24 protein-coding genes are annotated in these 25808 nt (G+C 65.2%); 11 read left to right on the top strand and 13 right to left on the bottom strand.

Features of this window, described 5'->3' with window-relative positions:
• Positions 1-33: 33 nt before the first annotated feature.
• The 7 genes from G9408_RS14285 to mmsB all read left to right on the top strand — a co-directional run bounded on the left by G9408_RS14285 (position 34) and on the right by mmsB (position 5441).
• Positions 34-570, top strand: coding sequence for a hypothetical protein (locus G9408_RS14285; RefSeq protein ID WP_168454656.1), 537 nt, complete (start codon positions 34-36; stop codon positions 568-570).
• Positions 571-593: 23 nt separating this feature from the next.
• Positions 594-899: an I78 family peptidase inhibitor gene (locus G9408_RS14280; RefSeq protein WP_168454655.1), complete on the top strand. Its 306-nt coding sequence runs from the start codon at positions 594-596 to the stop codon at positions 897-899.
• Positions 892-1290 carry a RidA family protein gene (locus tag G9408_RS14275; protein WP_168454654.1) on the top strand — a complete coding sequence of 133 codons (399 nt, stop codon included), beginning with the start codon at positions 892-894 and terminating at the stop codon, positions 1288-1290. The genes G9408_RS14280 and G9408_RS14275 overlap by 8 nt, the downstream gene beginning before the upstream one ends.
• Before the next feature lie 2 nt (positions 1291-1292).
• Positions 1293-2438 carry an acyl-CoA dehydrogenase family protein gene (locus G9408_RS14270; RefSeq protein ID WP_168454653.1) on the top strand — a complete coding sequence of 382 codons (1146 nt, stop codon included), beginning with the start codon at positions 1293-1295 and terminating at the stop codon, positions 2436-2438.
• A gap of 151 nt (positions 2439-2589) precedes the next feature.
• Positions 2590-3633 carry an enoyl-CoA hydratase/isomerase family protein gene (locus G9408_RS14265; RefSeq protein WP_168454652.1) on the top strand — a complete coding sequence of 348 codons (1044 nt, stop codon included), beginning with the start codon at positions 2590-2592 and terminating at the stop codon, positions 3631-3633.
• A 148-nt stretch (positions 3634-3781) separates the two neighbouring features.
• A complete protein-coding gene (locus G9408_RS14260) occupies positions 3782-4564 on the top strand; it encodes an enoyl-CoA hydratase-related protein (protein ID WP_168454651.1) in 783 nt (260 codons plus the stop codon).
• 1 nt (position 4565) lies between these two features.
• Positions 4566-5441 (top strand): 3-hydroxyisobutyrate dehydrogenase, encoded by an 876-nt coding sequence (gene mmsB / locus G9408_RS14255; RefSeq protein WP_210423391.1) that lies wholly within the window; start codon positions 4566-4568, stop codon positions 5439-5441.
• 105 nt (positions 5442-5546) lie between these two features.
• Here the strand turns inward: mmsB and G9408_RS14250 are convergent, their stop codons facing one another.
• The 10 genes from G9408_RS14250 to G9408_RS14205 all read right to left on the bottom strand — a co-directional run bounded on the left by G9408_RS14250 (position 5547) and on the right by G9408_RS14205 (position 16867).
• Positions 5547-5774 (bottom strand): hypothetical protein, encoded by a 228-nt coding sequence (locus G9408_RS14250; RefSeq protein WP_235957839.1) that lies wholly within the window; start codon positions 5772-5774, stop codon positions 5547-5549.
• Positions 5775-6022: 248 nt separating this feature from the next.
• Positions 6023-8056, bottom strand: coding sequence for a 3-hydroxyacyl-CoA dehydrogenase NAD-binding domain-containing protein (locus G9408_RS14245; protein ID WP_168454649.1), 2034 nt, complete (start codon positions 8054-8056; stop codon positions 6023-6025).
• Positions 8057-8166: 110 nt separating this feature from the next.
• Positions 8167-9369, bottom strand: coding sequence for a serine hydrolase domain-containing protein (locus G9408_RS14240; RefSeq protein ID WP_168454648.1), 1203 nt, complete (start codon positions 9367-9369; stop codon positions 8167-8169).
• 10 nt (positions 9370-9379) lie between these two features.
• Positions 9380-10183: an SDR family NAD(P)-dependent oxidoreductase gene (locus G9408_RS14235; RefSeq protein ID WP_168454928.1), complete on the bottom strand. Its 804-nt coding sequence runs from the start codon at positions 10181-10183 to the stop codon at positions 9380-9382.
• The gene (locus G9408_RS14230; protein ID WP_168454647.1) at positions 10183-10959 is read right to left on the bottom strand and encodes an SDR family NAD(P)-dependent oxidoreductase; all 777 of its coding nucleotides are present in this window, start codon (positions 10957-10959) and stop codon (positions 10183-10185) included. The genes G9408_RS14235 and G9408_RS14230 overlap by 1 nt, the downstream gene beginning before the upstream one ends.
• Positions 10956-11936, bottom strand: a complete 981-nt coding sequence (locus G9408_RS14225; RefSeq protein ID WP_210423409.1) for a phosphotransferase family protein — start codon at positions 11934-11936, stop codon at positions 10956-10958. Before G9408_RS14225 ends, G9408_RS14230 begins: the two co-directional genes overlap by 4 nt.
• 83 nt (positions 11937-12019) lie before the next feature.
• The gene (locus G9408_RS14220) at positions 12020-13111 is read right to left on the bottom strand and encodes a Zn-dependent alcohol dehydrogenase (RefSeq protein ID WP_168454645.1); all 1092 of its coding nucleotides are present in this window, start codon (positions 13109-13111) and stop codon (positions 12020-12022) included.
• 93 nt (positions 13112-13204) lie between these two features.
• Positions 13205-14494: an acyl-CoA dehydrogenase family protein gene (locus tag G9408_RS14215; RefSeq protein ID WP_168454644.1), complete on the bottom strand. Its 1290-nt coding sequence runs from the start codon at positions 14492-14494 to the stop codon at positions 13205-13207.
• Positions 14495-14555: 61 nt separating this feature from the next.
• Entirely contained in the window at positions 14556-16013 is a 1458-nt protein-coding gene (locus G9408_RS14210) for an MFS transporter (RefSeq protein WP_328804474.1), read from the bottom strand.
• Entirely contained in the window at positions 16010-16867 is an 858-nt protein-coding gene (locus G9408_RS14205; protein WP_168454643.1) for an SDR family NAD(P)-dependent oxidoreductase, read from the bottom strand. The genes G9408_RS14210 and G9408_RS14205 overlap by 4 nt, the downstream gene beginning before the upstream one ends.
• A gap of 170 nt (positions 16868-17037) precedes the next feature.
• Here G9408_RS14205 and G9408_RS14200 point away from each other — a divergent pair, with 170 nt between their 5' ends.
• The 4 genes from G9408_RS14200 (at position 17038) to G9408_RS14185 (ending at position 21101) form a co-directional block, all read left to right on the top strand.
• Positions 17038-18219: an acyl-CoA dehydrogenase family protein gene (locus tag G9408_RS14200; RefSeq protein ID WP_168454642.1), complete on the top strand. Its 1182-nt coding sequence runs from the start codon at positions 17038-17040 to the stop codon at positions 18217-18219.
• A gap of 138 nt (positions 18220-18357) precedes the next feature.
• Complete coding sequence (locus G9408_RS14195) at positions 18358-19476, top strand: acyl-CoA dehydrogenase family protein (protein WP_168454641.1); 1119 nt, start codon at positions 18358-18360, stop codon at positions 19474-19476.
• Between the two features lie 153 nt (positions 19477-19629).
• Positions 19630-20433: an SDR family oxidoreductase gene (locus G9408_RS14190; protein WP_168454640.1), complete on the top strand. Its 804-nt coding sequence runs from the start codon at positions 19630-19632 to the stop codon at positions 20431-20433.
• A 149-nt stretch (positions 20434-20582) separates the two neighbouring features.
• The gene (locus G9408_RS14185) at positions 20583-21101 is read left to right on the top strand and encodes a hypothetical protein (protein WP_168454639.1); all 519 of its coding nucleotides are present in this window, start codon (positions 20583-20585) and stop codon (positions 21099-21101) included.
• A gap of 22 nt (positions 21102-21123) precedes the next feature.
• Here the strand turns inward: G9408_RS14185 and ppc are convergent, their stop codons facing one another.
• The 3 genes from ppc to G9408_RS14170 all read right to left on the bottom strand — a co-directional run bounded on the left by ppc (position 21124) and on the right by G9408_RS14170 (position 25691).
• Positions 21124-23802, bottom strand: coding sequence for a phosphoenolpyruvate carboxylase (gene ppc / locus G9408_RS14180; protein ID WP_168454638.1), 2679 nt, complete (start codon positions 23800-23802; stop codon positions 21124-21126).
• Between the two features lie 107 nt (positions 23803-23909).
• The gene (locus G9408_RS14175; protein ID WP_168454637.1) at positions 23910-25049 is read right to left on the bottom strand and encodes an MBL fold metallo-hydrolase; all 1140 of its coding nucleotides are present in this window, start codon (positions 25047-25049) and stop codon (positions 23910-23912) included.
• A gap of 3 nt (positions 25050-25052) precedes the next feature.
• Positions 25053-25691 carry a DUF1013 domain-containing protein gene (locus G9408_RS14170; RefSeq protein WP_120218340.1) on the bottom strand — a complete coding sequence of 213 codons (639 nt, stop codon included), beginning with the start codon at positions 25689-25691 and terminating at the stop codon, positions 25053-25055.
• Positions 25692-25808 lie beyond the last annotated feature (117 nt).

Below are 25808 nucleotides of genomic sequence, written 5' to 3'. Positions count from 1 at the left end.
CTCGGACATTTCTCCTGTCGAAGGAGAAGGACGATGAAGATCTGGACGATGCCCGCGCTGCTGCTGCTCGCGGCGTGCAGCGGTGGCGACGAGCGGTCTGACGCGGAGGATACGGCTGCGATCTCGTCGGCGCAAAAGGCTGCGCCCGCGATCCCCGCCGATGCGCCGAATGCCGAAGTCGATGCCGACCTGCCGACAGCAAAGCAGGAAGCATCGACCAATCCCGCGAGCGATCCCGTCGCGGGCGATGGCGCGGCCATCCCGGCGGCGATCCGTGGCCGCTGGGCGCTGAAGGCCGCCGACTGCACCGCGAAAAAGGGCGCCGATCTGACCGCGGTGACGATCGATGCGACGAACCTGCGCTTTTACGAATCACATGGAGAACTCGCGCGCGTCCGCGAAGGCGGTGCGAACCGGCTGGTCGCCGATTACCGGTTCAGCGGCGAGGGGCAGGAATGGGACCGGCGGATCGAGCTCGCGCTTGCCGATGGCGGCAAAATGCTCGTCCGCCAGGATATGGGCGAGGGTGCCGCGGCGGGCGCGATGCGCTATACGCGCTGCGCCGGATGACGGTTTTGAAAGGGAGACTCACGATGGATATTCGCTGGATTGCAATTGCCGCCGCCCTGCCGCTCGCCGCTTGCGCGAGCAGCGAAGCCCCGGTCGAGTCGACCCCGGCGGCACCCGAAGCCGCAATGACGTGCAAGGCCGATGCGGTGCAGAGCCATGTCGGCCATGTTGCGAGCGCGGAAATGGGCGCGGCGATCCTCAAGGAATCGGGCGCCCGCACGCTCCGCTGGGGTCCGCCGCGCAGCGCAATGACGATGGATTATCGCCAGGATCGCGTGAACATCATGTACGACGACGCCTATAAGATCACGCAGGTCACCTGTGGCTGATTCGGGTCGTCGCAATCATAGCTCGGCCTCCCCGTTCGAACCCGTTTATGGCTACAGCCGTGCGGTTCGGGTGGGGAACCGGATCGACGTCGCGGGCTGTGCGCCGATCGAGCCCGACGGGACATCGACCCCCGGCGACGCGGGGATACAGGCGTCGCGCTGCCTGACGATCATCCGCGAAGCGCTGGAGGCGCTCGGCGGTTCGCCCGCCGACGTCGTGCGCACGCGCATGTATATCACCGATCCGGCGGACGCGGATCTGGTGGGACGCGCGCACGGCGCGATGTTCGGCGACATCCGCCCCGCCTCGACAATGCTCGTCATCCCCGCGCTGATCCGCCCCGAGTGGAAAGTCGAAATCGAAGCCGAAGCCATCCTCATCGAGAAATGACCATGACCGACCAGTTCCAGCTTACCGACGACCAGCTCGCCATCCAGGACATGGCGCGCAAATTCACCGCCGACCGCATCACGCCCTTCGCCGCCGAATGGGATGAGAAAAGCCATTATCCGGTCGAAGTGTGGAAGGCCGCAGGCGAACTCGGCTTCGGCGCCATCTATGTGGCCGAGGAATCGGGCGGCATCGGGCTCGGGCGACTCGAAGCGGCGCTGATCATGGAGGCGATGGCCTATGGCTGTCCCGCGACCAGCGCCTATGTCTCGATCCACAATATGGCGACGTGGATGATCGACCGCTTCGGCGGCGCGGCGATAAAGGAACGGTTCCTGCCCGACCTCGTCAGCATGGAGAAAATCGCGAGCTATTGCCTCACCGAACCCGGCTCGGGCTCGGACGCCGCGGCGCTCAAGACGACGGCGCGGAAGGACGGCGATCATTATGTGCTGAACGGCACGAAGCAGTTCATTTCGGGCGCCGGGGTCAACGACCTCTATGTCTGCATGGTCCGCACCGGCGAGGAGAAGTCGAAGGGCATTTCCTGCCTCGTCGTCGAAAAGGACGCCCCAGGGCTGAGCTTCGGCGCGCCCGAAAAGAAGCTCGGCTGGAACGCCTCGCCGACCGCGCAGGTGATTTTCGAGGATTGCCGCGTGCCGGTGGAGAACCTCGTCGGTGCCGAGGGCGACGGCTTCCGCTTTGCGATGGCGGGGCTCGACGGCGGCCGCCTTAACATCGGCGCCTGTTCGCTGGGCGGCGCGCAGCGCTGCCTCGACGAGGCCATCGCCTACACCAAGGACCGCCAGCAGTTCGGGCAGCCGGTCGCCGATTTCCAGAACACCCAGTTCATGCTCGCCGACATGGCGACCGACCTCGAAGCCTCGCGCGCCTTGCTCTATCTCGCCGCGGCGAAGGTCACCGCGAACGCGCCCGACAAGTCGCGCTTCTCGGCGATGGCAAAGCGGCTCGCGACCGACAATGGCAGCAAGATCGTCAACGACGCGCTGCAATTGTTCGGCGGCTACGGCTATTTGCGCGACTATCCGATCGAGCGTTTCTGGCGCGACCTGCGCGTCCACTCGATCCTCGAAGGCACCAACCAGGTGATGCGGATGATCGTCGGACGGGATTTGTTGCGGCAATGATGACGGCTGAGGAAATCCTCCCCGGAACGGGGAGGGGGACCATGCGAAGCATGGTGGAGGGGGCTCTCGGCCTCGGACGGCGTGCGCGGGCGATAGCCCCCTCCGTCAGCCCTGCGGGCTGCCACCTCCCCGCGAGCGGGGAGGATTTCGTATGACGGACGACGTTCTCATCTCGACCGACGGCCGCATCGGTCGCATCTCGCTCAATCGCCCGAAGGCGATTCACGCGCTGAATCTCGCCATGTGCGAAGCGATGATCGACGCGCTGCTCAAATGGCGCGAGAACGATGCCCTCGAGGCCGTCGTCATCGACCATAGCGAGGGCCGCGGCTTCTGCGCCGGCGGCGATATCCGCATGCTCGCCGAGAGCGGAGCGAAGGATGGAGTCGAAGCGCGCGCCTTCTTCCATACCGAATATCGCCTCAACCACCTGCTGTTCACTTACCCCAAGCCCGTCGTCGCCTTCATGGACGGCATCACGATGGGCGGCGGAGTCGGCATTTCGCAGCCCGCGAAATATCGCGTCGCGACCGAGCATACCCGCTTTGCGATGCCCGAAACCGGCATAGGGCTGTTTCCCGATGTCGGCGGCGGCTGGTACCTCCCACGACTCGAGGGCCGCGTCGGGGTGTTCCTTGCGCTCACCGGGGCGCGGCTCGACGGCGCCGAATGCCTCGCGCTCGGACTCGCGACGCATTATCTGCCCTCGGAGAAACTAGCCGAGGCGAAGGCGCGCATCGCGCAGCACCCCGACCGCATCGGCGGCATATTGGGCGAACTGTCGGTCACCGCGCCGCCCGCCGCGATCACGCATCAGATCGACAAGATCAACCGGCTGTTCGGCAGCGACACTTATGAAGATATTCTCGCGGCGCTCGAGGCCGATGGCGGCGACTGGGCCGAAAAGGAACTCGCAGCGCTGCACAGCAAATCGCCGCAGACGTGCAAGGTCGCGCTTCGCCAGCTGAAGGAAGGCGGGGCGATGCACGACTTTGCGGCGCAGATGACACAGGAATATGCCATCGGCAGCCGCGTCGTCGCGATGCACGACTTCCTTGAAGGCGTCCGCGCGCTGATCATCGACAAGGACAACAGCCCGAAATGGGATCCGCCGACGCCGGAAGCGGTGACCGACGACTGGATCGACGCGATCTTCGCGCCGCTGCCCGAGAACGAGAAATGGACGCCGCTTTAATCCTCCCCGGAACGGGGAGGGGGACCGCCGCAGGCGGTGGCGGGGGGTTTCGGTCTTGCGCAAGGTCGCGAACCCCCTCCGTCAGCCCCTCCGCTTTGCTCCGGGTCTGCCACCTCCCCGCTAGCGGGGAGGATTTTAGGAGATTGAAATGACCTACGAAACCCTCCTCGTCGAAACGCGCGGCGCCGTCACGCTGGTGACGCTCAACCGCCCGCAGGCGCTGAATGCGCTCAACTCCAGCGTGCTCGAAGACCTCATTGCGGCGTTTGCCGCATTCGAAGCCGACCCCGGCCAGCGCTGCGCCGTCCTCACCGGATCGGGCGACAAGGCCTTTGCCGCTGGCGCCGACATCAAGGAAATGGCCGACAAGCCCGCGTCCGATTTCTACCTTGAGGATTTCTTCTCGAAATGGACGAGCGATTTCGTGAAGAAGGTGCGCAAGCCCTGGATCGCCGCGGTCAACGGTTTCGCGCTGGGCGGCGGGTGCGAATTGGCGATGATGGCCGACTTCATCATCGCGTCCGAAAAGGCGAAATTCGGCCAGCCCGAAATCAAGCTTGGCGTCGCGCCGGGGATGGGCGGGTCGCAGCGGCTGACGCGCGCGATCGGCAAGGCGAAGGCGATGGAAATGTGCCTGACCGGCCGGATGATGGACGCCGCCGAAGCCGAGCGTTCGGGCCTGGTTGCGCGCGTCGTTCCGCATGACACGCTGGTCGACGAAGCGGTGAAGACCGCGGCCACGATCGCGGCAATGCCGCCGATGGCCGCGATGGTGAACAAGGACATGGTCAACGCCGCGTTCGAAACGACGCTCGATCAGGGGCTGGTCTACGAACGCCGCCTGTTCCAGATCCTCGCCGCGACCGAGGACAAGGCCGAAGGCATGGCGGCCTTTATCGAGAAACGCGAAGGCGTGTGGAAGGGGCGCTGACATGAAAATCGCATTCATCGGACTCGGTAATATGGGCGGCGGGATGGCCGCGAACCTGGCGAAGGCGGGGCACGACGTCCGCGCCTTCGATCTCAGCGAGGAAGCGCTCGCACGCGCGGTCGAGGCGGGCTGCACCCGGGCCGCCTCCGCCGCCGACGCGGTGACCGGCGCCGAAGCGGTGGTGACGATGCTGCCCGCGGGCAAGCATGTCGCGTCGGTATATGAGGCCGACGTCTTTCCGAACGCCGCGCCGGGCACGCTGCTCCTCGATTGCTCGACGATCGACGTCGCCACCGCGCGCGCCAATATCGAAGCCGCGACGGCCAAAGGCCTCGTCGCGGTCGACGCGCCGGTGTCGGGCGGCATCGCTGCCGCCAATGCGGGCACGCTGACCTTCATGGTCGGCGGCACCGATGAAGGCTTCGCACGCGCGGAACCGATCCTCGCCAAAATGGGCAAGGCGGTGATCCACGCTGGCGATGCGGGGGCGGGGCAGGGCGCGAAGATCTGCAACAACATGCTGCTCGGCGCGTCGATGGTCGCGACGTGCGAGACGCTTGCGCTCGCGCAGAAGCTCGGGCTCGACCCGCAGAAATTCTTCGACATTGCCAGCGTGTCGTCGGGGCAGTGCTGGTCGCTGACCAGCTATGCGCCGCTGCCCGGTGTCGGCCCGACGACGCCCGCGGATAACGATTACAAGGGCGGCTTTGCCGCGGCACTGATGCTCAAGGATCTCCGCCTCGCGATGGAGGCGGCGGCAAGCGTCGACGCCGATGTCCCGATGGGGACGAAGGCGCGTGAGCTGTACGAGGCCTTTGTTGCGGCGGATCAGGATGGCCGCGACTTTTCGGCGATCATCCGGACGTTGCAGGGCTGAGACCATGCACCCAAACCCGTTCGCATCGAGCGAAGTCGAGATGCGTCTCGCGCTGTGCTGGCGCGTCTCGACTTCGCTCGACACGAACGGGAGTTTGGGTCGGTTCTAGTAAAAATCCGCCGTCTGGCCGCCGTCCTTGCGTTCGCCGCGATGCACCTGCGTCGGCGCGCGGCGGTCGCCCGTCCGCACCTCGATCCGGCCATCGACGCGTCGCACCTCGGCGGGCGCCAGGATGCGCGCCCGCGCCACGCCGACCGCGCTCGCTGGCGGAGCGGCCACTGGCGCTGCGACCGGTACGCTGCCGGTGAGCAGCAGTAGGGCGAAAAACGACATCGCAATCATGCTCTGCCGTAACGGCAGGTGTTGCCAGCGCTTTAACCCTGAATCGCAACTATTTGCGTCCACCTGCGGAGGTGGCAGGCCAACGCAAAGGCCGCCTGCCCCGCGCTGGGACAGACGGACCTTGATGAATAAACTGCCGTGCTCCCGCGAAAGCGGGAGCCCATCTCCTGCCGGTGCAAGTTTGAACCCACCGGAGATGGGTCCCCGCTTTCGCGGGGACACACGGCCATTCTCTGGATTTAGAAACCCGACTTCGCCTCGGCCTTTTCCTTAAGCAGCGGGGCAATTTCAAAGCCGTGCTTCTCAAGCGCCGCGACAATCTTGTCGGTGCCTTCCTGCCCTGCCCAGAACATCGGACCGCCGCGATAGACCGGCCAGCCATAGCCATAGATCCACACGACATCGATGTCGCTCGCGCGCTGCGCCTTGCCTTCGGACAGGATCAGCGCGCCTTCGTTGACCATCGGATAAAGCGTCCGCTCGATGATCTCCTGGTCGGTGATGTCGCGCTTCTCAACCCCCGCCTTTTGGCGGAACTCCTCGATCAACTCGGCAACGCGCGGGCTTTCCGACGGTTGGCGCTTGTCGTCATAATCGTAAAAGCCCGCCTGCTTCTTCTGGCCCCAGCGGCCTTCGGCGCAGAGCGCGTCGCGGATGCTTTCGATGCGGTTGGGGTCGCGGTGCCAACCGATGTCGACCCCGGCGAGGTCGCTCATCTGGAACGGCCCCATCGGCATCCCGAATTCGACATGCACCTTGTCGACCTGCGCCGGTGTCGCGCCTTCCATCAGCAGCTTCATCGCCTCGAGCTGGCGCGGCTTGAGCATGCGGTTGCCGATGAAACCGTCGCAGACGCCCGCAACCACCGCGACCTTGCCGATCTTCTTGCCGATCGCCATCGCCGTCGCCAGCGCGTCGGGCGCGGTCTTTTCGCCGCGCACGACTTCGAGCAGCTTCATGACATTGGCGGGCGAGAAGAAGTGCATGCCCAGCACGTCGCCGGGGCGGCTCGTCGCGGTCGCAATTTCGTCGACGTCGAGGTAGCTAGTGTTCGACGCCAGGATCGCGCCGGGTTTGGCGATCTTGTCGAGCTTGCCGAAGATGTCCTTCTTGACGTCCATATTCTCATAGACCGCCTCGATGATGAGGTCGCAATCGGCGAGATCGTCGAGGCTGAGGCTCGGGGTCAGGATGCCCATCATCTGGTCGACCTGTTCGGGCTTGAAACGCCCCTTGGCGGCCGAGGCGTCGTAATTCTTGCGGATCACCCCGACGCCGCGGTCGAGCGCGTCCTGCGCCATCTCGACGATCGTGACGGGGATGCCTTTCTGCAGGAAGTTCATGCTGATCCCGCCGCCCATCGTGCCGGCGCCGATCACGCCGACTTGTCTGATGTCGCGCAGCTGCGTGTCCTTGGGCAGCCCGTCGATCTTCGCGGCCTGACGTTCGGCAAAGAAGATGTGGCGCTGCGCCGCCGACTGGCTGCCGAACATCAGCTTCATAAACTGCTCGCGTTCGAAGGCGAGGCCTTCGTCGAACGGCAAGCGCGTCGCCGCTTCGACGCAAGCGAGGTTGGCGTAAGGCGCTTCAAAGCCGCGCCAGCGCTTCGCGTTCGCGGTCTTCAGCTGTTCGATCACCGCGACGTCGCCGAACACCGGGCGCTCGCGCGTCGGGCGCGGACCGTCGGCGATCTTGGCGCGTGCAAAGGCGACCGCATCGGCGGCAAGGCTGTCTTCGCCCGCCAGTTCATCGACCAGGCCGAGTTCCTTGGCTTTCGATGCGGGGAGGGGGTCGCCGGTCGAGGTCATCGTCGCCGCGGCTTCGACGCCGACGACGCGCGGCAGGCGCTGGGTGCCGCCCGCGCCGGGCAGCAGGCCGAGCTTCACCTCGGGTACGCCGAGCTTCGCCGACGGCACCGCGACGCGGTAATGACAGACGAGTGCGGTTTCGAGCCCGCCGCCGAGCGCGGTGCCGTGGATCGCGGCGACGACCGGCTTCGACGCCGCTTCGATGGAGTTCAGCACCGCGTTGAAATCCGGACCGCGCGGCGGCTTGCCGAATTCGCTGATGTCGGCGCCGGCGATAAAGGTCGCCCCTGCGCAGCGCAGCACGATCGCCTTGACGCTATCGTCGGCAAGCGCGGCGTCGAAATGATCCTCAAGACCCTGACGGACATGCCAGCTCAGCGCGTTCACCGGCGGATTGTTGACGATGATGACGGCGACGTCGCCATCCTTTTCCATGGTGACGGAAACGGGGGTTTCTTCGGACATTTCAGGCTCCTTGAAAGTTTCCGTTCGCTTTGAGCGAAGCCGAAAAGCGTCTAGCGCTGCGTTCGGCGTGTCTCGACTTCGCTCGACACGAACGGGGGTGGGGTCTCAAATCAATCGTCGATGGCGGCGTGGACCAATGTCTTGACCTCGCGCCGCACGGGATAGGTGGAGGAGGGCATCAGCTGGGTCATGAACACCATGCAGATCTCCTCGACCGGATCGACGAAGAAGCCGGTCGAGAACATGCCGCCCCAGTAAAAATCGCCGATCGACCCGGGGATGCCCGCATGCGCGGGGTCGAGCGTCACCGCAAAGCCGAGCCCGAAACCGACCCCGGCATTCTCGTCCTCGCTGAAGATGCCGACGCTGTGCTGGGTGAGGTCGCCGCCGCCGCCGAGGTGGTTCGACGTCATCAGCTCCAGGGTCTTGCGGCTGATGATCCGCACATCGCCAAGCTTGCCGCCACCGAGCAGCATCAGGCAGAAACGGTGATAGTCGTGCAGGGTCGAGGCGAGTCCGCCGCCGCCCGAATGAAAGCTGCGATCCTTCGCCCAGCGGCTCTTGTCGCCGCTATCGAAGGGCTTAATCTTGTCCACCGGATCGAAGGCGTAGCAATCGGTCAGCCGGTGCTGCTGCTCGGCGGGCACCTTAAACCCGGTGTCGACCATGCCGAGCGGGCCAAAGATACGTTCCTGCAAGACTTGCGCGAACGGCTTGCCCTCGATCCGCTCGATCACCGCGCCGAGTACGTCGGTCGCCATCGAATAATTCCAGTGCGCGCCGGGGTCGAACTGGAGCGGGATTTTTGCCAGCCCTTCGATGAAGCTGTCCATCGTGTAATCGGCGTCGAAATCGTCGATCCGCGCCTTGCGATACGCGGCATCGACCGGGGTGCGCTCCTGAAAACCATAGGTGAGTCCCGCGGTGTGGCGCAGCAGGTCGACCATGCGGATCGGCTGCGTCGGCGGACGGGTCAGGAAGGGGACGTTGCCGCCGCCCGCGACGAACACGCCGGTTTCCGCAAACTCGGGGCAGATTTTCGTGAGCGGCGTCGACAGCGCGACCTTGCCCTCCTCGACCAGCATCATGAAGGCGATGCTGGTGATCGGCTTGGTCATGCTGGCGATGCGAAAGATCGCATCTTCTTGCAGCGCCGCGCCCGGGCGCGCCTCGCCGATGCATGACAGGTGCGCAATCTCGCCGCGCCGCGACACCAGGGTCGCTGCATGCGGCAAGCGGCCGGGGCCGACATATTTGGCCTCAAGAAAGGCGGGAATGCGGCTCAGCCGCGCCGTATCGAAACCGTGACCCATATCTATCCTGTCAATGCGATGTCTGGCCAAGCAGCTGGCGCGTCACCGGATGCGAACTGGTGAGCCCGCCGTCAACCGCGATCGCTTGTCCGTTGACATAGCTTGCCTGATCGCTCGCGAGGAAGAGCGCGACATTCGCGAGCTCCTCGGGCTGCGCGGCGCGCTTCAGCGGATTGAGTTGACCCAGCTTGTGGGTGACCTCTTTGGCGCGGGCATAGTCGAAGGTCGGCTTGGTCATGCCGGTCTCGGTGAGGCCCGGGCAGATCGCATTGACGCGCACGCCGCTGGTGGTGAGCTGCTGCGCCGCGATCTTGGCGAGGTTGATGACCCCCGCCTTCGATGCCGAATAGGCGCCCGGACCTGCGCCCGAATTGATCCCGGCGACGCTTGCAGTCAGCACAATCGCGCCGCCGCGCCCCTGATCGACCATCGCCTTGCCCGCATGTTTCACCATCAGCGCCGGGCCGATCAGATTGACGCGCAAGGTCTCGGCCCAGGCGGCAGGATCGAAGTCGAAGATGCCGCCCATGTCGCCGATGATCCCGGCGTTGGCGAAAGCGACGTCGAGCCCGCCGAAATTTTCCTTCGCGGCGGCGACCATCGACGCCACATCGGCCTCGACCCCCGCGTCGATCTCCAGCGCGACCGCTTCGCCGCCCGCATCCTTCACCAGCTGCGCCGTCTCATGCACCGCCGCCGTCTTGTCGCCGAGCACCAGCTTCGCGCCCTCGGCGGCGAAGCGCAGCGCGCTCGCGCGGCCGATCCCCGAACCGGCACCCGTGATGACCGCAACCTTGCCGTCCAATGCGCCCATCATGCGCCTCCCGAAATCGTGGCCCCGCCATCGCACACGATGGTCTGGCCGGTGGTGAATGCCCCCGCCTTGCTGGCGAGGAAGACCGCGGCGCCCGCGATCTCGTGCGGTTCGCCGATGCGCTTCAAGGTCGAGGCGGCGGTCGATCGTTTGAGATTGTCGGGATTTTCCCACAAGGCGCGCGCCATGTCGGTGCGGATCAGCCCCGGCGCGATGCAATTGACGCGCACGCCCTTGGGCCCGAACTCGACCGAAAAATTGCGCGCAACCTGCATGTCGGCGGCCTTCGAAATTCCGTAAGCCCCGATGATCGGCGATCCTTTCAGCCCGCCGATCGAACTGATGATCGTGATCGACCCCTCGCCGCGTTCGAGCATTTCGGGCGCGACCATCGTGATCAACCAGTGGTTGGACAGGATATTATTGTCCATGATCTTGCGGAACTGATCGTCGCTGATCCCGAGCCCGGGGCCATAATAGGGGTTCGACGCCGCGTTGCAGACGAGCGCGGTGATCTTGCCGAACGCTGCGCGCGTCTCGTTGACGAGGTTCTGGAGGTCGTCCTTCGACGAGATGTTCGCCGCGACCGCAATTGCGGTGCCGTCGCCGAACCTTGCGTTGATCTCTGCGGCGGCCTGATCGCACGCATCCTGTTTGCGGCTCGAAATCACGACCTTCGCGCCCTGTTCGGCCATCGCCTCGGCGGTGGCCTTGCCGATGCCGCGCGACGATCCGGTGATCAGCGCGACCTGGCCACTCATGTCGAACAGGCTCATGCGCCCGCCTTTCGTGCAAATTCCCACGCCCGCGCCGCGAGCGGCTGAACGCGCTCCGACATCGCCTTGGCATGGGCCGAAGAAGCGGTGCCGTCGATGACGCGCTTCTTGATTCCCTGCATGATCCCGGCGAGGCGGAAGAAATTATAGGCGAAATACCAGTTCATGTCGGGCACCCCGTCGCGCCCTGTGGCAGCGCAATAACGCTCGACCATTTCGTCGAGTTCGGGAATGCCGAGCGCGGCGCGATCGAGATCCATCACCCCCGAACGCCCGCCATTCTCGGTCACCCACGCCATCGCGACATAGGTGAAATCGGCGAGAGGGTCGCCGAGCGTCGACAGTTCCCAGTCGAGCACCGCCAGAACCTCGGGCCGGTCCTTGGCATAGATCATATTGTCGATGCGATAATCGCCGTGGACGACGCTGGTGCGCGTCTGTTCGGGGAGCGTCGCGGGCAGGAAGGTGATCAGCCGCTCCATCTCGTCCATCGTCTCGGTCTCGGCGAGCTTGTACTGCTTGGTCCAGCGGTCGACCTGCCGCCCGAAATAATTGCCGGGCTTGCCGAAATCGGACAGCCCCGCCGCATCGACATCGACCTTGTGCAGCGCGGCGAGCGTGTCGATCATCGCCTCGTAAGTGGCGCGGCGGTTCTCCGGCGTCGATCCCGGCATCGACCCGTCCCAGATCGTCTGCCCATCGACCATGCCCATCACATAAAACCAGCTGCCGACGACGCTGTCGTCGGTGCAGAGGCCATATTGGCGCGCGACCGGGAAGCCCATCTTATGGAGCCCCGCCTGCACCTTATACTCGCGGTCGACCGCATGCGCCGAGGGGAGCAGCGGGCCAAAGGGCTTGCGGCGAAGGACATAATTGCCCGACGGCGCCGAAATCTTGTACGTCGGGTTCGACTGGCCGCCCGCGAATTTGCTCTGCGTCAGCGGGCCTTGGAAACCTTCGACATTCGCTTCCATCCATGCGGCGAGCTTCGCCTCGTCGAGCACGTCCGCCCCTTCGGGCGCGACGGTGCCGCTGAACGCCTTTTGCGCGTCGATGGTCACTGGTCGAATACGATCACCGACCGCGCGGCGTCGCCCTTCTTCATCTTGTCGAACCCTTCGTTGATCTTCTCGAGCGGGATCGTCTCGGCGACGATCGAATCGAGGTCGAGCAGCCCGCGCAGGTAAAAATCGACGAGGCGCGGGATGTCGACCGGGAAGCGGTTGCCGCCCATGATCGCGCCCTGCAATTTCTTGCCCGAGAGCAGGTCCATCGCCGACAGGCCGACCTTCTCGGCCAGCGGCATCATGCCGAGGATCGTTGCGGTGCCGCCGCGGCGCAGCGATGCGACCGCAAGGCTCGCCGAGGCTGGACGCCCGACGGCTTCAATCGCATGATCGACCCCGCCCTTGCTGATCTCGAGGATCTGCTTCGCGGCATCGTCGGACAGCGCATCGACGACGTCGGTCGCGCCCAGCTTCTTCGCCAGCTCGCGCTTTTCGGGAACCGGATCGGCGGCGATGATCCGCCCCGCGCCCGCGATCTTCGCGGCGTTGATCGTCGCGAGCCCAACGCCGCCGCAGCCGACGACCGCAACGGTCTCACCCGGGGTCACCTTGCACGCGTTGAAGATCGTCCCCGCGCCCGTCGTCACCGCGCAGCCGATCACCGCGGCGCGGTCGAGCGGCATGTCGGGGTCGATGGCGACGCAGGCATGTTCGTGGACGAGCATCGTCTCGGAGAAAGCCGACAGGTTGAGCATCTGGTTCACCGGCGATCCGTCGGGGCGCGTGATGCGCGGCGCCGATCCAACGGGGCGACGCGTGTCGCCGCCCATGCACAGCGACATGCGTCCCGAAACGCAAAACTCGCAGTGACCGCAGAAAGCGGACAGGCAGGTGACGACTGCATCGCCGACCTTCACCGTGCGCACTTCGCTGCCGATCGCCTCGACGATGCCCGCCGCTTCATGGCCGGGGATCGCGGGCAGCGGGTGCGGATAGGCGCCGTCGATGAAATGCAGGTCCGAATGGCAAAGCCCGCACGCCGCGGTGCGGATGCGCACCTCGTGCGGGCCACAGTCGGCAACGACGACATCCTCGATCGACAGCGGCTGGCCGGCTTCGATCAGAATTGCGGCTTTGGTCATAATATCTCCGAACTTGCACCGTAGCCCTGAGCCTGTCGAAGGGCGCCTGTCCGAGAAGCGCCCTTCGACAGGCTCAGGGCTACGGCTATCTCTTTATCGCGACACCCCGACATCACCCGACGAAAAGCCGGGATCGGCGGCGTCGCTATATTTGGCGAACTCGATGCGGGCGATCGCGCGTTCATGCACCTCGTCCGGACCGTCGGCCAGCCGCAAGGTGCGCTGATGCGCATAGGCTTTTGCCAGCCCGAAATCCTCCGACACGCCCGCCGCGCCATGCGCCTGGATCGCGTCGTCGATGATCGACAGCGCCATGTTCGGCGCCTGCACCTTGATCATTGCGATCTCGGCCGCGGCCGACTTGTTGCCGACCTTGTCCATCATGTCGGCGGCCTTCAAACAAAGCAGGCGGGTCATTTCGATGTCGATGCGCGCCCGCGCGATGCGATGTTCCCAGATGCTGTATTCGGCGACCTTGCGGCCGAACGCGACACGCGACTGGAGCCGTTTCGCCATCTTCTCGATTGCTTCCTCGGCGACGCCGATCGTGCGCATGCAGTGATGGATGCGGCCCGGGCCAAGTCGCCCCTGCGCGATCTCGAACCCGCGCCCTTCGCCGAGCAGCATCGCGTCCTCGGCATTGACGCGGACATCCTTCAGCACGATTTCCATATGGCCGTGCGGCGCGTCGTCATAACCGAACACGGGCAGGTGGCGCTTGATCGTCACCCCCGGCGCATTCAGCGGCATCAGCACCATCGACTGCTGTGCGTGGCGCTTGGCGGCAAAGTCGGTTTTGCCCATCACGATCGCGACCTCGCAGCGCGGATCGCCCGCGCCCGACGACCACCATTTGGTGCCGTTGATGACATAATCGTCGCCGTCGCGCTCGATGCGCGTCTCGATGTTCGTCGCGTCGGACGACGCCACCGCGGGCTCGGTCATCAGGAAGGCCGAACGGATTTCGCCATTCATCAACCGGCCGAGATATTTCTCTTTCTGCGCGCGCGTCCCGTAACGGTGGAACACCTCCATATTGCCCGTGTCGGGCGCCGAGCAGTTGAACACTTCGCTCGCAAAGCCGACCCGACCCATTTCCTCGGCGCACAGAGCATATTCGAGGTTGGTGAGGCCCGGGCCTTCGAACTCGAACGTCTCGTCGACATGGTGGTGCGCGCTGCTGCGCGGCGGCATGAACAGGTTCCAGATGCCCGCGGCCTTCGCCTCGGCCTTCAGATCCTCGACGATCTGGATGACCTTCCAGCGGTCACCCGCCTTGTCCTGCTCGTTATAGGTGGGGACGGCGGGACGGACCTTGCGCTCGATGAAATCGCGCACCCGGTCGCGCCAATAGACCTGCCGGTCGGTAAGGTCGAAATCCATCGCTGCGTCTCCTCCATCGCTACTTTACCTTTACGTTAATGTCAGCTTGCGCCGCCAAATGCTAGCCCTGTTGCGACGCCTTGCTGCGACCGGCGAGCAATGCCAGCCGCTCCGTATGGTCCTCCTCGCCCAGCGGAAAGCGCAGAAAAGTCCACACCGCGCCCGCGATGAACAGTGCAGTCAGCAGGGTGAACAGCAGCATCAACCGGTCGATGATCGCCGCATCGACCTGTCCCGGCACCGCATTGTCGGGAAAGCCGATCAAAGTGATCAGGCTGCCTGCGGCGAAAGTGCCGATGCCGGTCACGCATTTCTGCATGAACAGGTTGCCAGCAAAGAACAGCCCTTCTTCGCGGTGCCCGGTCTTCAACTCGCTGTCCTCGATCACGTCGGCCAGCATCGATCCGGTCAGGATCATCGGACAGATGCCGAATCCCGTCGCCAGCGTCACCAGCGCCAGAAAGAGCGGCAGCGTTGCCGGATCGCCGTTGGCCGGGAACAGGCCGAGGAGGCGGAGGATATAGGGCAGCAGTCCGAGTGTCACCGCAATCGCGGCCATCAGCGCCGCAGCCCGCTTCTTGCCCAGCCGCCGTGACACCACCGGCGCGGCAATAAAGGCGAACACGACGCCGACAAGCAGCATCACCGGCCAGACGGTAAAGGCCCAGCCCGGAAATTCCCAGACATAGGTCTGCATATAGGTGCTTGTCGCGAAGTTTAGCCCCTGGTTGGCATAGGCAAAAATGCCGGCACCCATCAGGATCAGAAACGCCCGGTTGTTGAGCGTCCGCACCATCGCCTTGAGCTCGGCGCCGAGCGGCTGTCGCGGCGGCAGGCGGAGGGCGCGGTGGGCGAGACGGCGGTGGGTGCCGATCGCCGCGATCAGCACCGACAGCGCCATCATCACCACACCGGTCCACGCGTACAAGTCATAGCCTTCGCGCCGCAGTAGCCCCGCGGGTTCTTCGGGTGTTGGCGCCAAAAACACGCCATAGGCAAGGAACAGCAGGAACAGGCCGCCCGCCCAGCCAAAAAGGAAGCGATAACGGATGACGTCGGTGCGCTCGTGATAGTCGCGCGTCAGCTCGGGCAGCATGGCGATCGACGGTACCTCGTTCATCGCAATCGCCGAACGCACCAGGATCGCCGACAGCGTCAGGTAGATCAGAATACCGGTATCGCTCCATTCCGGCGGGTGCCATAGCAAGAACCAGGACAGCCCGACGGGCACGATCGAAAGATAAAGCCAGGGGTGGCGGCGGCCCCAGCGGCTGTTCGTGCGGTCGCTGAGATGGCCGATGACGGGATCGATAAAGGCGTCGATGATCAGCGCGATCATCACCGCCAGCCCGACCAGCCCGGCCGACAGGCCGATGACCTGATTATAGAAGATCAGCAGGAAAACCGCAAAGCCATTGTCCTTGACGCCATAGGCGACCGCGCCCGCGCCATAGGCGAGCTTGATCCGCAGCGGTACCGGCTCCGGCGCTGCGGCGGGCGCGGCCGCGTCGGCGCTCACGCCGCCGCTCCGGCCTTGGCGGCCTCCTCCATCTGGACCAGCGCGTCGAACATGCCCGGCGTTTCCTTGTCCCACGCGTGGCGCTGGCCGATCGTCAGCCCGCCGTCGACGAGCAGGTGGGTGCCGGTCATGAAACTCGCCTCCTCGCTCGCCAGGTAAGCGACCGCGTTGGCGATATCCTCGGGTTGGCCGCCGCGCGCGACGGGCTGCGCCTGCGCGCTCATCCCGGCAATGATCGCATTCGCCTGTTCCTTCATCTCGCCGGGGACGTCGAGCGACGCGGTGAAGATATTGGTGTTGATGAAGCCGGGGCAGATCGCGTTCACGCGGATGCCATATTGCGCCAGATCGGTGGCGGCGACCTTGGAGAGGTGCAGCACGCCCGCCTTCGCGACGGCATAGGCGATCGGCGAATAACCCGCGCCCAGCGCCGCGACGCTTGCGGTGTTGACGATGCTCGCGCCCTTCCGCCCCTTCATGTGCGGCGCGGCGTAACGGATGCCCATCGCGACCGACTTCAGCACCAGGTCCATCGTCCGGTCCCAGCCTTCGGGGGTGATCTCGTCGATCGGCGCGCGGTCGCCGCCCGCGGCGGCATTGTTGAAGACGATGTCGATGCCGCCGGCCTTCGCCGCGGCTTCGTTCATCAGCGCCTCGATGTCCGACGGCTGCGTGACGTCGCAGCGGACAAAATCGATCTTGCCGTTCGATGCTTCGGCGAGCGCGCGCCCGCCCACTTCGTCGATGTCGGCGGCAAACACATGCGCGCCTTCGCCCGCCAGTTTCAGCACCGCCGCCTTGCCGATACCCGATGCCGCGCCGGTGACGACGGCGACCTTGCCTGCGAATCGCATATCCTGCTCCCGTTTTCTTTTGCCACTTAGCTTAGGCGCCAAAGGGGACGCGTCAACGGCGGCCTGTCGGACGCTACGGCGCCGTAACGGCAGGCGGGCTCACCCAAGTTGACGCTTGCGTAAAGCAGCGAAGCCGACGTAGGTTTGCGGCCAGAAGAGGAGCCAAAAGGATGAGCGAACTGGACGCTTTCCGCACCGAGGTGCGCGAATGGCTGGAGGCGAACTGCCCCCCCGAAATGCGTGAACCGATCCGCGACGAGGACGACGTCTGCTGGGGCGGTCGCAACTTCAAGTTCAAGAACGACGCGCAGAAGGCGTGGCTCGAAGCCTGCGTCGCCAAGGGCTACACCGTTCCCGACTGGCCGAAGCCTTATGGCGGCGCCGGGCTCACCCCCGAACAGACCAAGATCCTCAAACAGGAAATGAAGCGCATCAAGGCGCGCTCGCCGCTCGACAGCTTCGGCATCTGGATGCTTGGCCCCGCGCTGCTCAAGTTCGGCACCGAGGAGCAGAAAGTCCATTATCTGAACCCGATCGCGCGCGGTGAAATCCGCTGGTGCCAGGGCTATTCGGAACCGGGTTCGGGCAGCGACCTCGTCAGCTTGCAGACCTTCGGCGAGGACAAGGGCGATCATTGGGTCGTCAACGGGTCAAAGATCTGGACGAGCTACGCCGACAAGGCCGACTGGATCTTCTGCCTCGTCCGCACCGACAAGACGAACAAATATCAGGGCATCACCTTCATGCTCTTCGACATGGAGAGCCCTGGCGTCACCACCAAGCCGATCCTGCTGATTTCGGGGAATTCTCCCTTCTGCGAAACCTTCTTCGACGATGTGAAGGTGCCGAAGGACCAGTTCGTTGGCGAGATCAACCGCGGCTGGGACGTCGCGAAATATCTGCTCGGCCATGAACGCGAGATGATCTCGGGCGGCGGCGCGGGCGGCGACATGGTCAGCATCGGCGGCGCCTTTGCCAAAGCGTTCGGCAAGAATGAAGCGGGCGAGCTCGACGACCCGATCCTGCGCGCCGAAATGGCGGCGTTCGATACCGACGTCTTTGCCTATCGCGCGATGGGCGAACGCTTCATGGATATGTGGAAGACCGGCCGCGCGCATCCGGCGAGCTCGAACATGATGAAATATGTCGGCACCGAACTCAACAAGCGGCGGCATGAGCTGGTGATGTCGGGCGGCGGCAGCGACGCGCTCGAATGGGACAGCGAAGAAAGCAAGGGCGGCGCGCGTGCGCGCAGCTGGCTGCGCACCAAGGCCAATTCGATCGAGGGCGGGACGAGCGAAGTGATGCTCAACGTCATCGCCAAGCGGATACTGGATCTGCCGGGGGCTTGAGCGTCCAACCTCCGTTCGTCCTGAGGAGGGACTGAGCGGAGGCGAAGGCCCGTCTCGAAGGACGCAGACGCAAGCATCCTTCGAGACGCCATTTCGACAAGCTCAATGGCTCCTCAGGACGAACGGAGTTTTTGGAATATGCCACTCTATCACAATGACGACCAGACGATGCTCAAGGACAGCGTCGCGCCCTTCGTCGCCGAACAGGCGCCGGTGTCGCACCTGCGCAAGCTCCGCGACACCGCCGACGCCACCGGCTTCTCGCGTGACCTCTGGGCGCAGTTCACCGAAATGGGCCTGCCCGGCATGCTCGTTCCGGAAGCCCACGGCGGGCTCGGCATGGGGCATATGGAGGCGGGCATCGTGCTCGAGGAAATCGGCCGAAACCTGACCCCGTCGCCTTTCCTGTCGACCAGCGTCGGCGCAGTCGCCGCGCTGGCGAAGGCAGGCGGCACGCAGGCGGGCCGCTGGCTCCCCGCGATCGCATCGGGCGAGGCGATCATCGCACTCGCGATCGACGAAGGCGCCAAGCACCGCCCCGATCGCATCGCCACCACGGCGACGCGCGCCGGCAACGGCTTCCGCCTCGAAGGTAAAAAATGCTTCGTCCTCCACGGCCATGTCGCCGACATGAGCATCGTCGCGGCGAAGACCGACGGCGGCATCACCTTGTTCGCGGTGCCGAAGGATGCGAAAGGTGTCACCGCCGATCCGCGCCGCCTCGTCGACTCTTCGCTCGCGAGCCATGTCACGCTCGACGGCGTCGAAGTCGACGCCGACGCGGTGATCGGCGAGGTCGATGCCGGCGGCGAAATCCTCGACGCGCTGCTCGCTGCGACGCGCACCGGTGCCGCCGCCGAAATGGTCGGTGTCGGGCAGGGCGCGATGGACATGACCGTCACCTACCTCAAGGAACGCAAGCAGTTCGGGAAACTGATCGGCGAGTTCCAGGGCCTCCAGCACCGCGCCGCGCATCTCTATGGCGAGATGGAAGTCGCGCGCGCGACCGTGATGAAGGCGCAGCAGCTTTTGGATGAAGGCAGCGAAGGCGCAAAGCTGATGGTCTCGGTCGCCAAGGCCAAGGCCGGTCGCGCCGCGAACCTTGCGGTGCGCGAGGGCGTGCAGATGCACGGCGGTATCGGCATGACCGACGAATATGACATCGGCCTCTATATGAAACGCGACCGCGCGCTCGCCGAATTTATGGGCGATGTGCATTATCACATCGACCAGGTCGCGCGGATGAACGGGTACTGATCCAGATCACGCCCTCCCCTTCAGGGGAGGGCAGCGAGACTTGGCAGCTTGCTGCCTAGTCGCAGCGCGTGGGGGCCAGCGGCCTTGCTCAAGGTTTCGGGCCCCCACCCCAACCCCTCCCCTGAAGGGGAGGGGCTTAGAAAGGATAACGCCATGAACCTCCAGGACATGTTCGGCCTCGACGGCCGCATCGCGCTCGTCACCGGCGGCTCGCGCGGCATCGGCAAGATGATCGTCGAGGGCTATCTCGCCGCGGGCTGCGCGCGCGTTTACATCTCGGCGCGCAAGACCGCGCAGATTGAGGAAGCCGTTGCCGATTTCGAAACGCGCTACCCCGGCAAGGTCATCGGGCTGCCCGTCGACCTGTCGACCGTCGAGGGCTGCCGCGCACTGGCGAAGGAGCTAGAAGCGCGCGAGGAACGCCTCGACATCCTCGTCAACAACGCCGGTGCCGCGTGGGGCGAACCCTTCGAGGGTTTCCCCGAGGCGGGCTGGGACAAGGTGATGGACATCAACGTCAAATCGCCCTTCTTCCTGACGCAAGCGCTGCACGGACTGCTCAAGGCCGGCGGTTCGCATGAACGCCCGGCAAAGGTCATCAACATCGGCTCGATCGACGGCCAGCGCCTCAATCCGTGGGAAACCTATAGCTACCACGCGTCGAAGGCGGCGATCCTCTACCTCACCAAGCGGCTCGCGGCGCGCCTCGTTACCGATCATATCCTTGTCACTGCCATCGCGCCGGGCGCCTTCCAGTCGGACATGAACAAGGCGGCGCGCGACCATGGCGATGCGGTCGCGAAAAGCATCCCGGTGAAGCGCATCGGCGTTCCCGAGGACATGGCCGGCGCCGCGATCTTCCTCGCGTCGAAAGCGGGCGACTATGTCGTAGGCGACACGATCACCGTCGACGGCGGGCTGGTCCACGGCGATTTGAAGACCAGCATCGACGCCTGATCTCGCTGTCGTCACCCCGGACCTGATCCGGGGTCCACGACTAAAGTGGCGGGATGGATCCCGGATCAAGTCCGGGATGACGAAGCTGCGAAGTTGACTCCGCAAACTCCAAGGTGTATTATTCAACTAATGCACCAAGGAGATGTGCCATGCGTTTCGCTTTCCTGATCCCCCCGATGATGCTGCTCGCCGCCTGCGGGCAGGACGAGAAGGCCGCCGACAGCCCCGATATTTCGATCAACGCCGACGGCGATAATGGCGGCAAGGTCCAGATCACGTCGGGCAAGGATGGCGGCAAGATCAAGATCGGCGGCGACGGGGTCAATATCGACCTCGACATCCCCGATCTGGGCGACATGGACATCAACACCGATTTCGATATCGACGGGGTGAAACTCTATCCCGGCAGCAAGATCGACAAGATGGACATCGACGCCAGCGACAAGAATGGCGCCGACACCGCGACGGTGAAATTCGGCTTCAGCTCGCCCGCCGCGCCCAAGGTCGCCGCTGACTGGATGGGCGCCGAATTTGCGAAGCGCAACATCCAGGTGCAGCGCGCCGGAACGACGCTGCGCGGTACCGACAAGGATGGCGACGATTTCACGATCAGCTTTGCCCCCGATGGCGCCAATGCCAAGGGCGAGGTGGTGATCGTTTCGAAATGATCCTTCGCGGGGGCGGCGGATATTACCCGCTGTTCCTCAGCGCCGTGGCGATCGCATTGATCGTCAGCTGGATACCCTCGGCGATCCGCGGGTCGGTCTCGCCGGCGCGGTGGCGCTTCATCAGCTCGATCTGGAGCAGGTTGAGCGGCTCGATATAGGGCAACCGCAACCGGATCGACGCCTCGAGCGCCGGGTTCTTGTCGAGCAACCGCGTCTGGCCGGTGATGTTTAGCAGCCCGTCATGCGCGCGGTGCCACCCGTCGCGAATCCGCCCGAAAATCGCGTCATGCCCATCGATATGCGCCGCCAGCTCGGCATAGCGCGCCGCGATCCCCATGTCGGATTTCGCAAGCACCATCTCCATATTGCCGAGCAGCGCGGCGAAGAAGGGCCAGCCCTGCGCCATATCGGCGAGCAGCGCCTTATCCTGAAACGCCGCAAAACCCTCGCCGGTGCCGTACCAGCCGGGCAGCATCGCGCGCGCCTGCGCCCAGCTGAACACCCACGGGATCGCGCGCAAGTCCTCGATCGCGCTCGATTTGGTGCGGCTCGACGGGCGCGAGCCGATCTTCAACGTCGCGATCTCGGCGATCGGGGTCATCGCGCGGAAGAAATCCTTGAACGTCGGCGTATCGTACACCAGCCCGCGATAGGCGGCGAAAGCGCTGTCCGACAGCGCGTCCATCGCGTCGGTAAAGCGCGCCGCGTCGGCGTCGCTCAGCGCCTCGGGCTCGAGGCTCGCGAGCAGGCTCGCCGACACCATCGCCTCCAAATTGGTCGCCGCACTCGCCGCGGTGCCATATTTCGCCGCGATCACCTCGCCCTGTTCGGTGATGCGGATGCGCCCCTGCACCGTGCCTGCGGGCTGGGCGCGGATCGCGGCAAAGGCGCTGCCGCCGCCGCGCCCGACCGCGCCGCCGCGGCCGTGGAACAATTGCATTGCGGTGTCGGCCTCGTCGAACACCGGGGTCAGCGCCTGCGACGCCTGATGCAGCCCCCAGGTCGAGGTCAGGTAACCGCCATCCTTGTTCGAATCCGAATAGCCGATCATCACTTCCTGATGCCCGCGCATCCCGATCTGCGGTCCGATTTCGGGCATCGCGAAATAGCGCGCCATGATCGCGGGCGCCTTGTCGAGGTCGGCGATCGTCTCGAACAAAGGCACGACCATCAGATTGCTCTGCCCCGCCGCAGCGCCGCTGCGCCACAATCCGGCTTCGCGCGCCAATATATGGACCTCCAGCAGGTCGGACAAAGTCTGCGCCATGCTGATGATCCACTGGCAGATCGCGTCCTTGCCCAGCCGCGTCCGTACATCGGCGGCGGCATGGACGATCGCCAGTTCGCCCGCGGTCTCGTCGCTCCATTCGTGCCACGGCGCGGCGAGCGGGCGGTCGCTGGCGAGCTCGGCGGTCAGCAATGCGACGCGCGCTTCCTCGTCGAGCGCCAGGTAGTCGGCGCACACGCCCGAAACCGCCAGCAGCTCGGCCAGCACGCGCTCGTGGACCGCGCTGTTCTGCCGCATGTCGAGCGTCGCCAGGTGGAAGCCGAACACCTCGACCGAACGGATCAGCCGCCCAAGCGCACCGATACCGCCGAACTGGCCTTGGCCGTTCGCTGACAGCCCGTTGGCGATGGTCACGAGGTCGCGGCGAAAATCGGCAGGCGTTGCGTAAGCCTCGCCCTTCAGCGCCGATGGGCGCGGCGGTGCCTTGCCGACGATCTGGGTGTAGGTCGCGCACAGCCGCGCATAGATTCCCGACAGCGCGCGGCGATAGGGTTCGTCGCGGCGGCTCGGTGCCGCGTCGCCGCTCGCCTCGGCCAGCACTTCGACCGCATCGGGGACCGCCGCAAGGCTCGCCGACACCGACAGTTCGGCGCCCAGACCATGCACCGCGTCGATATAATGGCCCAGCACCGCCGCGGCGTTGCGCCCCGTCGCCATGACCATCGTCTCGGCGGTGACGAAGGGGTTGCCGTCGCGGTCGCCGCCGATCCAGCTGCCGACGCGCAGGAAACTTGCGGGCCGTTGCCCCAGCTCGGCTTCCCAGCGCGCGTACAGCTTGGGCACCACGGGCAGGAAGACATCGCGCAAATAGGTCAGCGCATTGTCGATCTCGTCGGCAACGAACAATTTTTCGGTGCGCAGCGGGCGCGTCTGCCACAGCAGGATGATCTGCCGCCGGATCGCCTCCTCGACGACATCGCCTTCGGGGGTCTCGTCGGCGCCGGCATCGCGCAGCAGCATCAGCTCGGCGATCCGGTTCTTGTGGTCGAGCACCGATTTGCGCCGCACCTCGGTCGGGTGCGCGGTCAGCACCGGCGCGACGAGCGAGGCGCTCAGCAGCGCCGCGATCGCGTCGCTGTCGATCCCGTCGCCCTTCAACTTCTCGATCGCTGCGGCGACCGTCGCCTCCGGCTCCGCCGCGACCCCCTGCCGGTCCTCGGCCAAGTTTGCGAGCATCGAAAACAGCATGAACCCGCGCACGAAGGCGATGGTGTCGTCGAGGCTGAGCGCATCGAGCCCCGGGTCGATCGCCTCGGCCCCCGCTATGCCGCGGTGCCGGTCGACGCTCGACGAGCGGATATATTCGGTCTGGCGAAACAGCTTGTCGCCGCCATAGGCGCGGATGACATCACCCAGGATCCGCCCCAGATAGCGGATGTCGGGATTTTGCGAGATCTGGATCGGCGGCCCCATGGCGCGATTGCTGCACCTGCGAAGGCGCAGCGTCAAGCCGCGCATAGCTATGCGCCGTCTGCGCTATTCGTCATTCGGACCGGGCGGGGTTTGCCGCGTGCGCGCCCTTATGCGACGCCGTGATACCACCACACCCCGTCGCGCTCTTCGCGTTTCACGCGGCCTTCGACTTCGAGTCGCTTGAGGTGCGCGAGCGCTTCGCCGGTCGCCAGCCCCTGATTATGCTCGCCGATCGGGCGGTTGAAGAGCAGCGGAAAGCTGTCGATCGCGCGCATCGGCGCTTTGGCCGCGGCTTCGGCCAGATTATACAGCCGCATCCGATGCTCGTCGCGCAGCGCCATCAACCGGACGTGCAGCCCCTTGAACGGCTCGCCATGCGCGGGACACACGGTGACATCGGCGGGGATGGTCGCCAGCAATTTGTCGATCGAGGCCAGCCATTCGCCCAGCGGATCGGCGTCGGGTTCTGTGATATTCACCGATACGTTCGAACTGATCCGCGGCAGCACCTGGTCGCCCGACACCAGCACGCCTTCCTTCTCGTTCCACAGGCACGCATGTTCGGGGCTGTGCCCCGACCCCGTCACGACGCGCCATTGGTGCGCGCCAAAGCCGAGCCGCTCGCCGTCGCGCATCCGCACATAGGACCGCGGCAGGGTAAAGATCATGCGCTGGAACATGTTCCAGCCGCGCGACCGCTGCGCCTCGATCGCCGCATCGTCCCAGCCCGCGGCGCGCGATTGTGCCAGCACCTCGTCGGGCGTGGTGTCCGCCGAATCGGCGACGATCGCGCGCGCGGTCAGCATCTCGCCGCGCGTCATCCACAGCTTGACGCCCTGTTTCTTCGCGATCCAGCCCGCAAGGCCGATATGGTCGGGGTGCAAATGGGTGCCGATAACGCGCGTGATCCGCTTGCCGTTCAGGGCGCCGGCATAAAGCGCCTTCCACGCGTCCGAGCACATGGTCAGGCAGATACCGGTATCGACGATTGCGACGCCCCCCGCTTCGCCGTTGGCGTCGTCGTCGAGCAGCCAGCTGTTGATATGGCCCAGCGACCCCGGCATCGGGATGCGCGCCCAGCTGATCCCCGGCGCGATACGGATCACCTCGCCAGCGCCCGGCGCCGCGTCGCCCCACGGATAGGTCAGGCCGGCGTGGCTGGTCGCGGTAAAGCTGTCGTCCTGGGTCAGCGATGCGTCCGGCGAGCCGCTGGCTGCCGGGATCTGGTCGTCATCGCTGCCCGGCATGGACTATGCCTCGCCGTCGGTTTCGGCGGTTTCCTCGGCGGCGCGCGCTTCGTTGGCGGCGGTGCGTTCGGCGCGCAATTCTTCGAGCAGCGCTTCGCGATCACCCTCCAGCCGATTGTCGGTCGGCGCTTCGATCCCGGCCTTTTTCGCCGCCTTGGCAACCAGCGCATCGAGCTCGCGCTGCGAGCACAGACCCAGCGTCACCGGATCCTTGGCGACGATGTTCGCGCTGTTCCAATGGCTGCGGTCGCGGATCGCGCCGATCGTGTTGCGGGTGGTGCCGATCAGTTTGCCGATCGCGCCGTCCGACACCTCGGGATGATTCTTCAGGATCCAGGCGATGCCGTCGGGCTTGTCCTGGCGCTTGCTGACCGGGGTGTAGCGCGGGCCGCGGGTGCGGCGGATCGTGTCCTGCGCCTGCTTGCTCATCTTGAGCTTGTAGTTCGGGTCGTTCTGACCCTTTTCGATTTCTTCCATCGACAGTTCGTGCGCGCGCACCGGGTCGCGGCCGGTATATTTGGTCGCGGCGGTCTCGTCGGCGATCGCCTGCACTTCCAGGATATGGATGCCGCAATATTCGGCGATCTGGGCAAAGGTCAGGCCGGTGTTGTCGACCAGCCAGGCGGCGGTCGCATGCGGCATCAGCGGGGTGGCGTCGGCGGTGGCCATGGCGATTTCTCCAAGCGGAAATAAAAGGGCCGCCCCTCGCGGAGCGGCCGAATAATGGCGACGGCTGTAAACCGGATTGGCAAAAGGGGC

Source organism: Sphingopyxis microcysteis, assembly GCF_012274265.1.
Classification (GTDB): Bacteria; Pseudomonadota; Alphaproteobacteria; order Sphingomonadales; family Sphingomonadaceae; genus Sphingopyxis; species Sphingopyxis microcysteis.
This window is presented reverse-complemented; position numbering and strand designations above follow the sequence as displayed.

Excerpts from the sequence above, each read along its gene's own strand:
- G9408_RS14260 (WP_168454651.1), top strand. The coding sequence starts at position 3,782 with ATGACCTACGAAACCCTCCTCGTCGAAACGCGCGGCGCCGTCACGCTG.
- G9408_RS14240 (WP_168454648.1), bottom strand. The coding sequence starts at position 9,369 with ATGGGTCACGGTTTCGATACGGCGCGGCTGAGCCGCATTCCCGCCTTT.
- G9408_RS14200 (WP_168454642.1), top strand. The coding sequence starts at position 17,038 with ATGAGCGAACTGGACGCTTTCCGCACCGAGGTGCGCGAATGGCTGGAG.
- G9408_RS14170 (WP_120218340.1), bottom strand. The coding sequence starts at position 25,691 with ATGCCGCATGCGACCGCCGCCTGGCTGGTCGACAACACCGGCCTGACC.
- G9408_RS14250 (WP_235957839.1), bottom strand. The coding sequence starts at position 5,774 with ATGTCGTTTTTCGCCCTACTGCTGCTCACCGGCAGCGTACCGGTCGCA.
- G9408_RS14280 (WP_168454655.1), top strand. The coding sequence starts at position 594 with ATGGATATTCGCTGGATTGCAATTGCCGCCGCCCTGCCGCTCGCCGCT.
- mmsB (WP_210423391.1), top strand. The coding sequence starts at position 4,566 with ATGAAAATCGCATTCATCGGACTCGGTAATATGGGCGGCGGGATGGCC.
- G9408_RS14205 (WP_168454643.1), bottom strand. The coding sequence starts at position 16,867 with ATGCGATTCGCAGGCAAGGTCGCCGTCGTCACCGGCGCGGCATCGGGT.
- G9408_RS14285 (WP_168454656.1), top strand. The coding sequence starts at position 34 with ATGAAGATCTGGACGATGCCCGCGCTGCTGCTGCTCGCGGCGTGCAGC.
- ppc (WP_168454638.1), bottom strand. The coding sequence starts at position 23,802 with ATGGGGCCGCCGATCCAGATCTCGCAAAATCCCGACATCCGCTATCTG.
- G9408_RS14270 (WP_168454653.1), top strand. The coding sequence starts at position 1,293 with ATGACCGACCAGTTCCAGCTTACCGACGACCAGCTCGCCATCCAGGAC.
- G9408_RS14265 (WP_168454652.1), top strand. The coding sequence starts at position 2,590 with ATGACGGACGACGTTCTCATCTCGACCGACGGCCGCATCGGTCGCATC.
- G9408_RS14225 (WP_210423409.1), bottom strand. The coding sequence starts at position 11,936 with ATGGAAGCGAATGTCGAAGGTTTCCAAGGCCCGCTGACGCAGAGCAAA.
- G9408_RS14175 (WP_168454637.1), bottom strand. The coding sequence starts at position 25,049 with ATGCCGGGCAGCGATGACGACCAGATCCCGGCAGCCAGCGGCTCGCCG.
- G9408_RS14215 (WP_168454644.1), bottom strand. The coding sequence starts at position 14,494 with ATGGATTTCGACCTTACCGACCGGCAGGTCTATTGGCGCGACCGGGTG.
- G9408_RS14185 (WP_168454639.1), top strand. The coding sequence starts at position 20,583 with ATGCGTTTCGCTTTCCTGATCCCCCCGATGATGCTGCTCGCCGCCTGC.
- G9408_RS14190 (WP_168454640.1), top strand. The coding sequence starts at position 19,630 with ATGAACCTCCAGGACATGTTCGGCCTCGACGGCCGCATCGCGCTCGTC.
- G9408_RS14245 (WP_168454649.1), bottom strand. The coding sequence starts at position 8,056 with ATGTCCGAAGAAACCCCCGTTTCCGTCACCATGGAAAAGGATGGCGAC.
- G9408_RS14195 (WP_168454641.1), top strand. The coding sequence starts at position 18,358 with ATGCCACTCTATCACAATGACGACCAGACGATGCTCAAGGACAGCGTC.
- G9408_RS14220 (WP_168454645.1), bottom strand. The coding sequence starts at position 13,111 with ATGACCAAAGCCGCAATTCTGATCGAAGCCGGCCAGCCGCTGTCGATC.
- G9408_RS14230 (WP_168454647.1), bottom strand. The coding sequence starts at position 10,959 with ATGAGCCTGTTCGACATGAGTGGCCAGGTCGCGCTGATCACCGGATCG.
- G9408_RS14235 (WP_168454928.1), bottom strand. The coding sequence starts at position 10,183 with ATGGGCGCATTGGACGGCAAGGTTGCGGTCATCACGGGTGCCGGTTCG.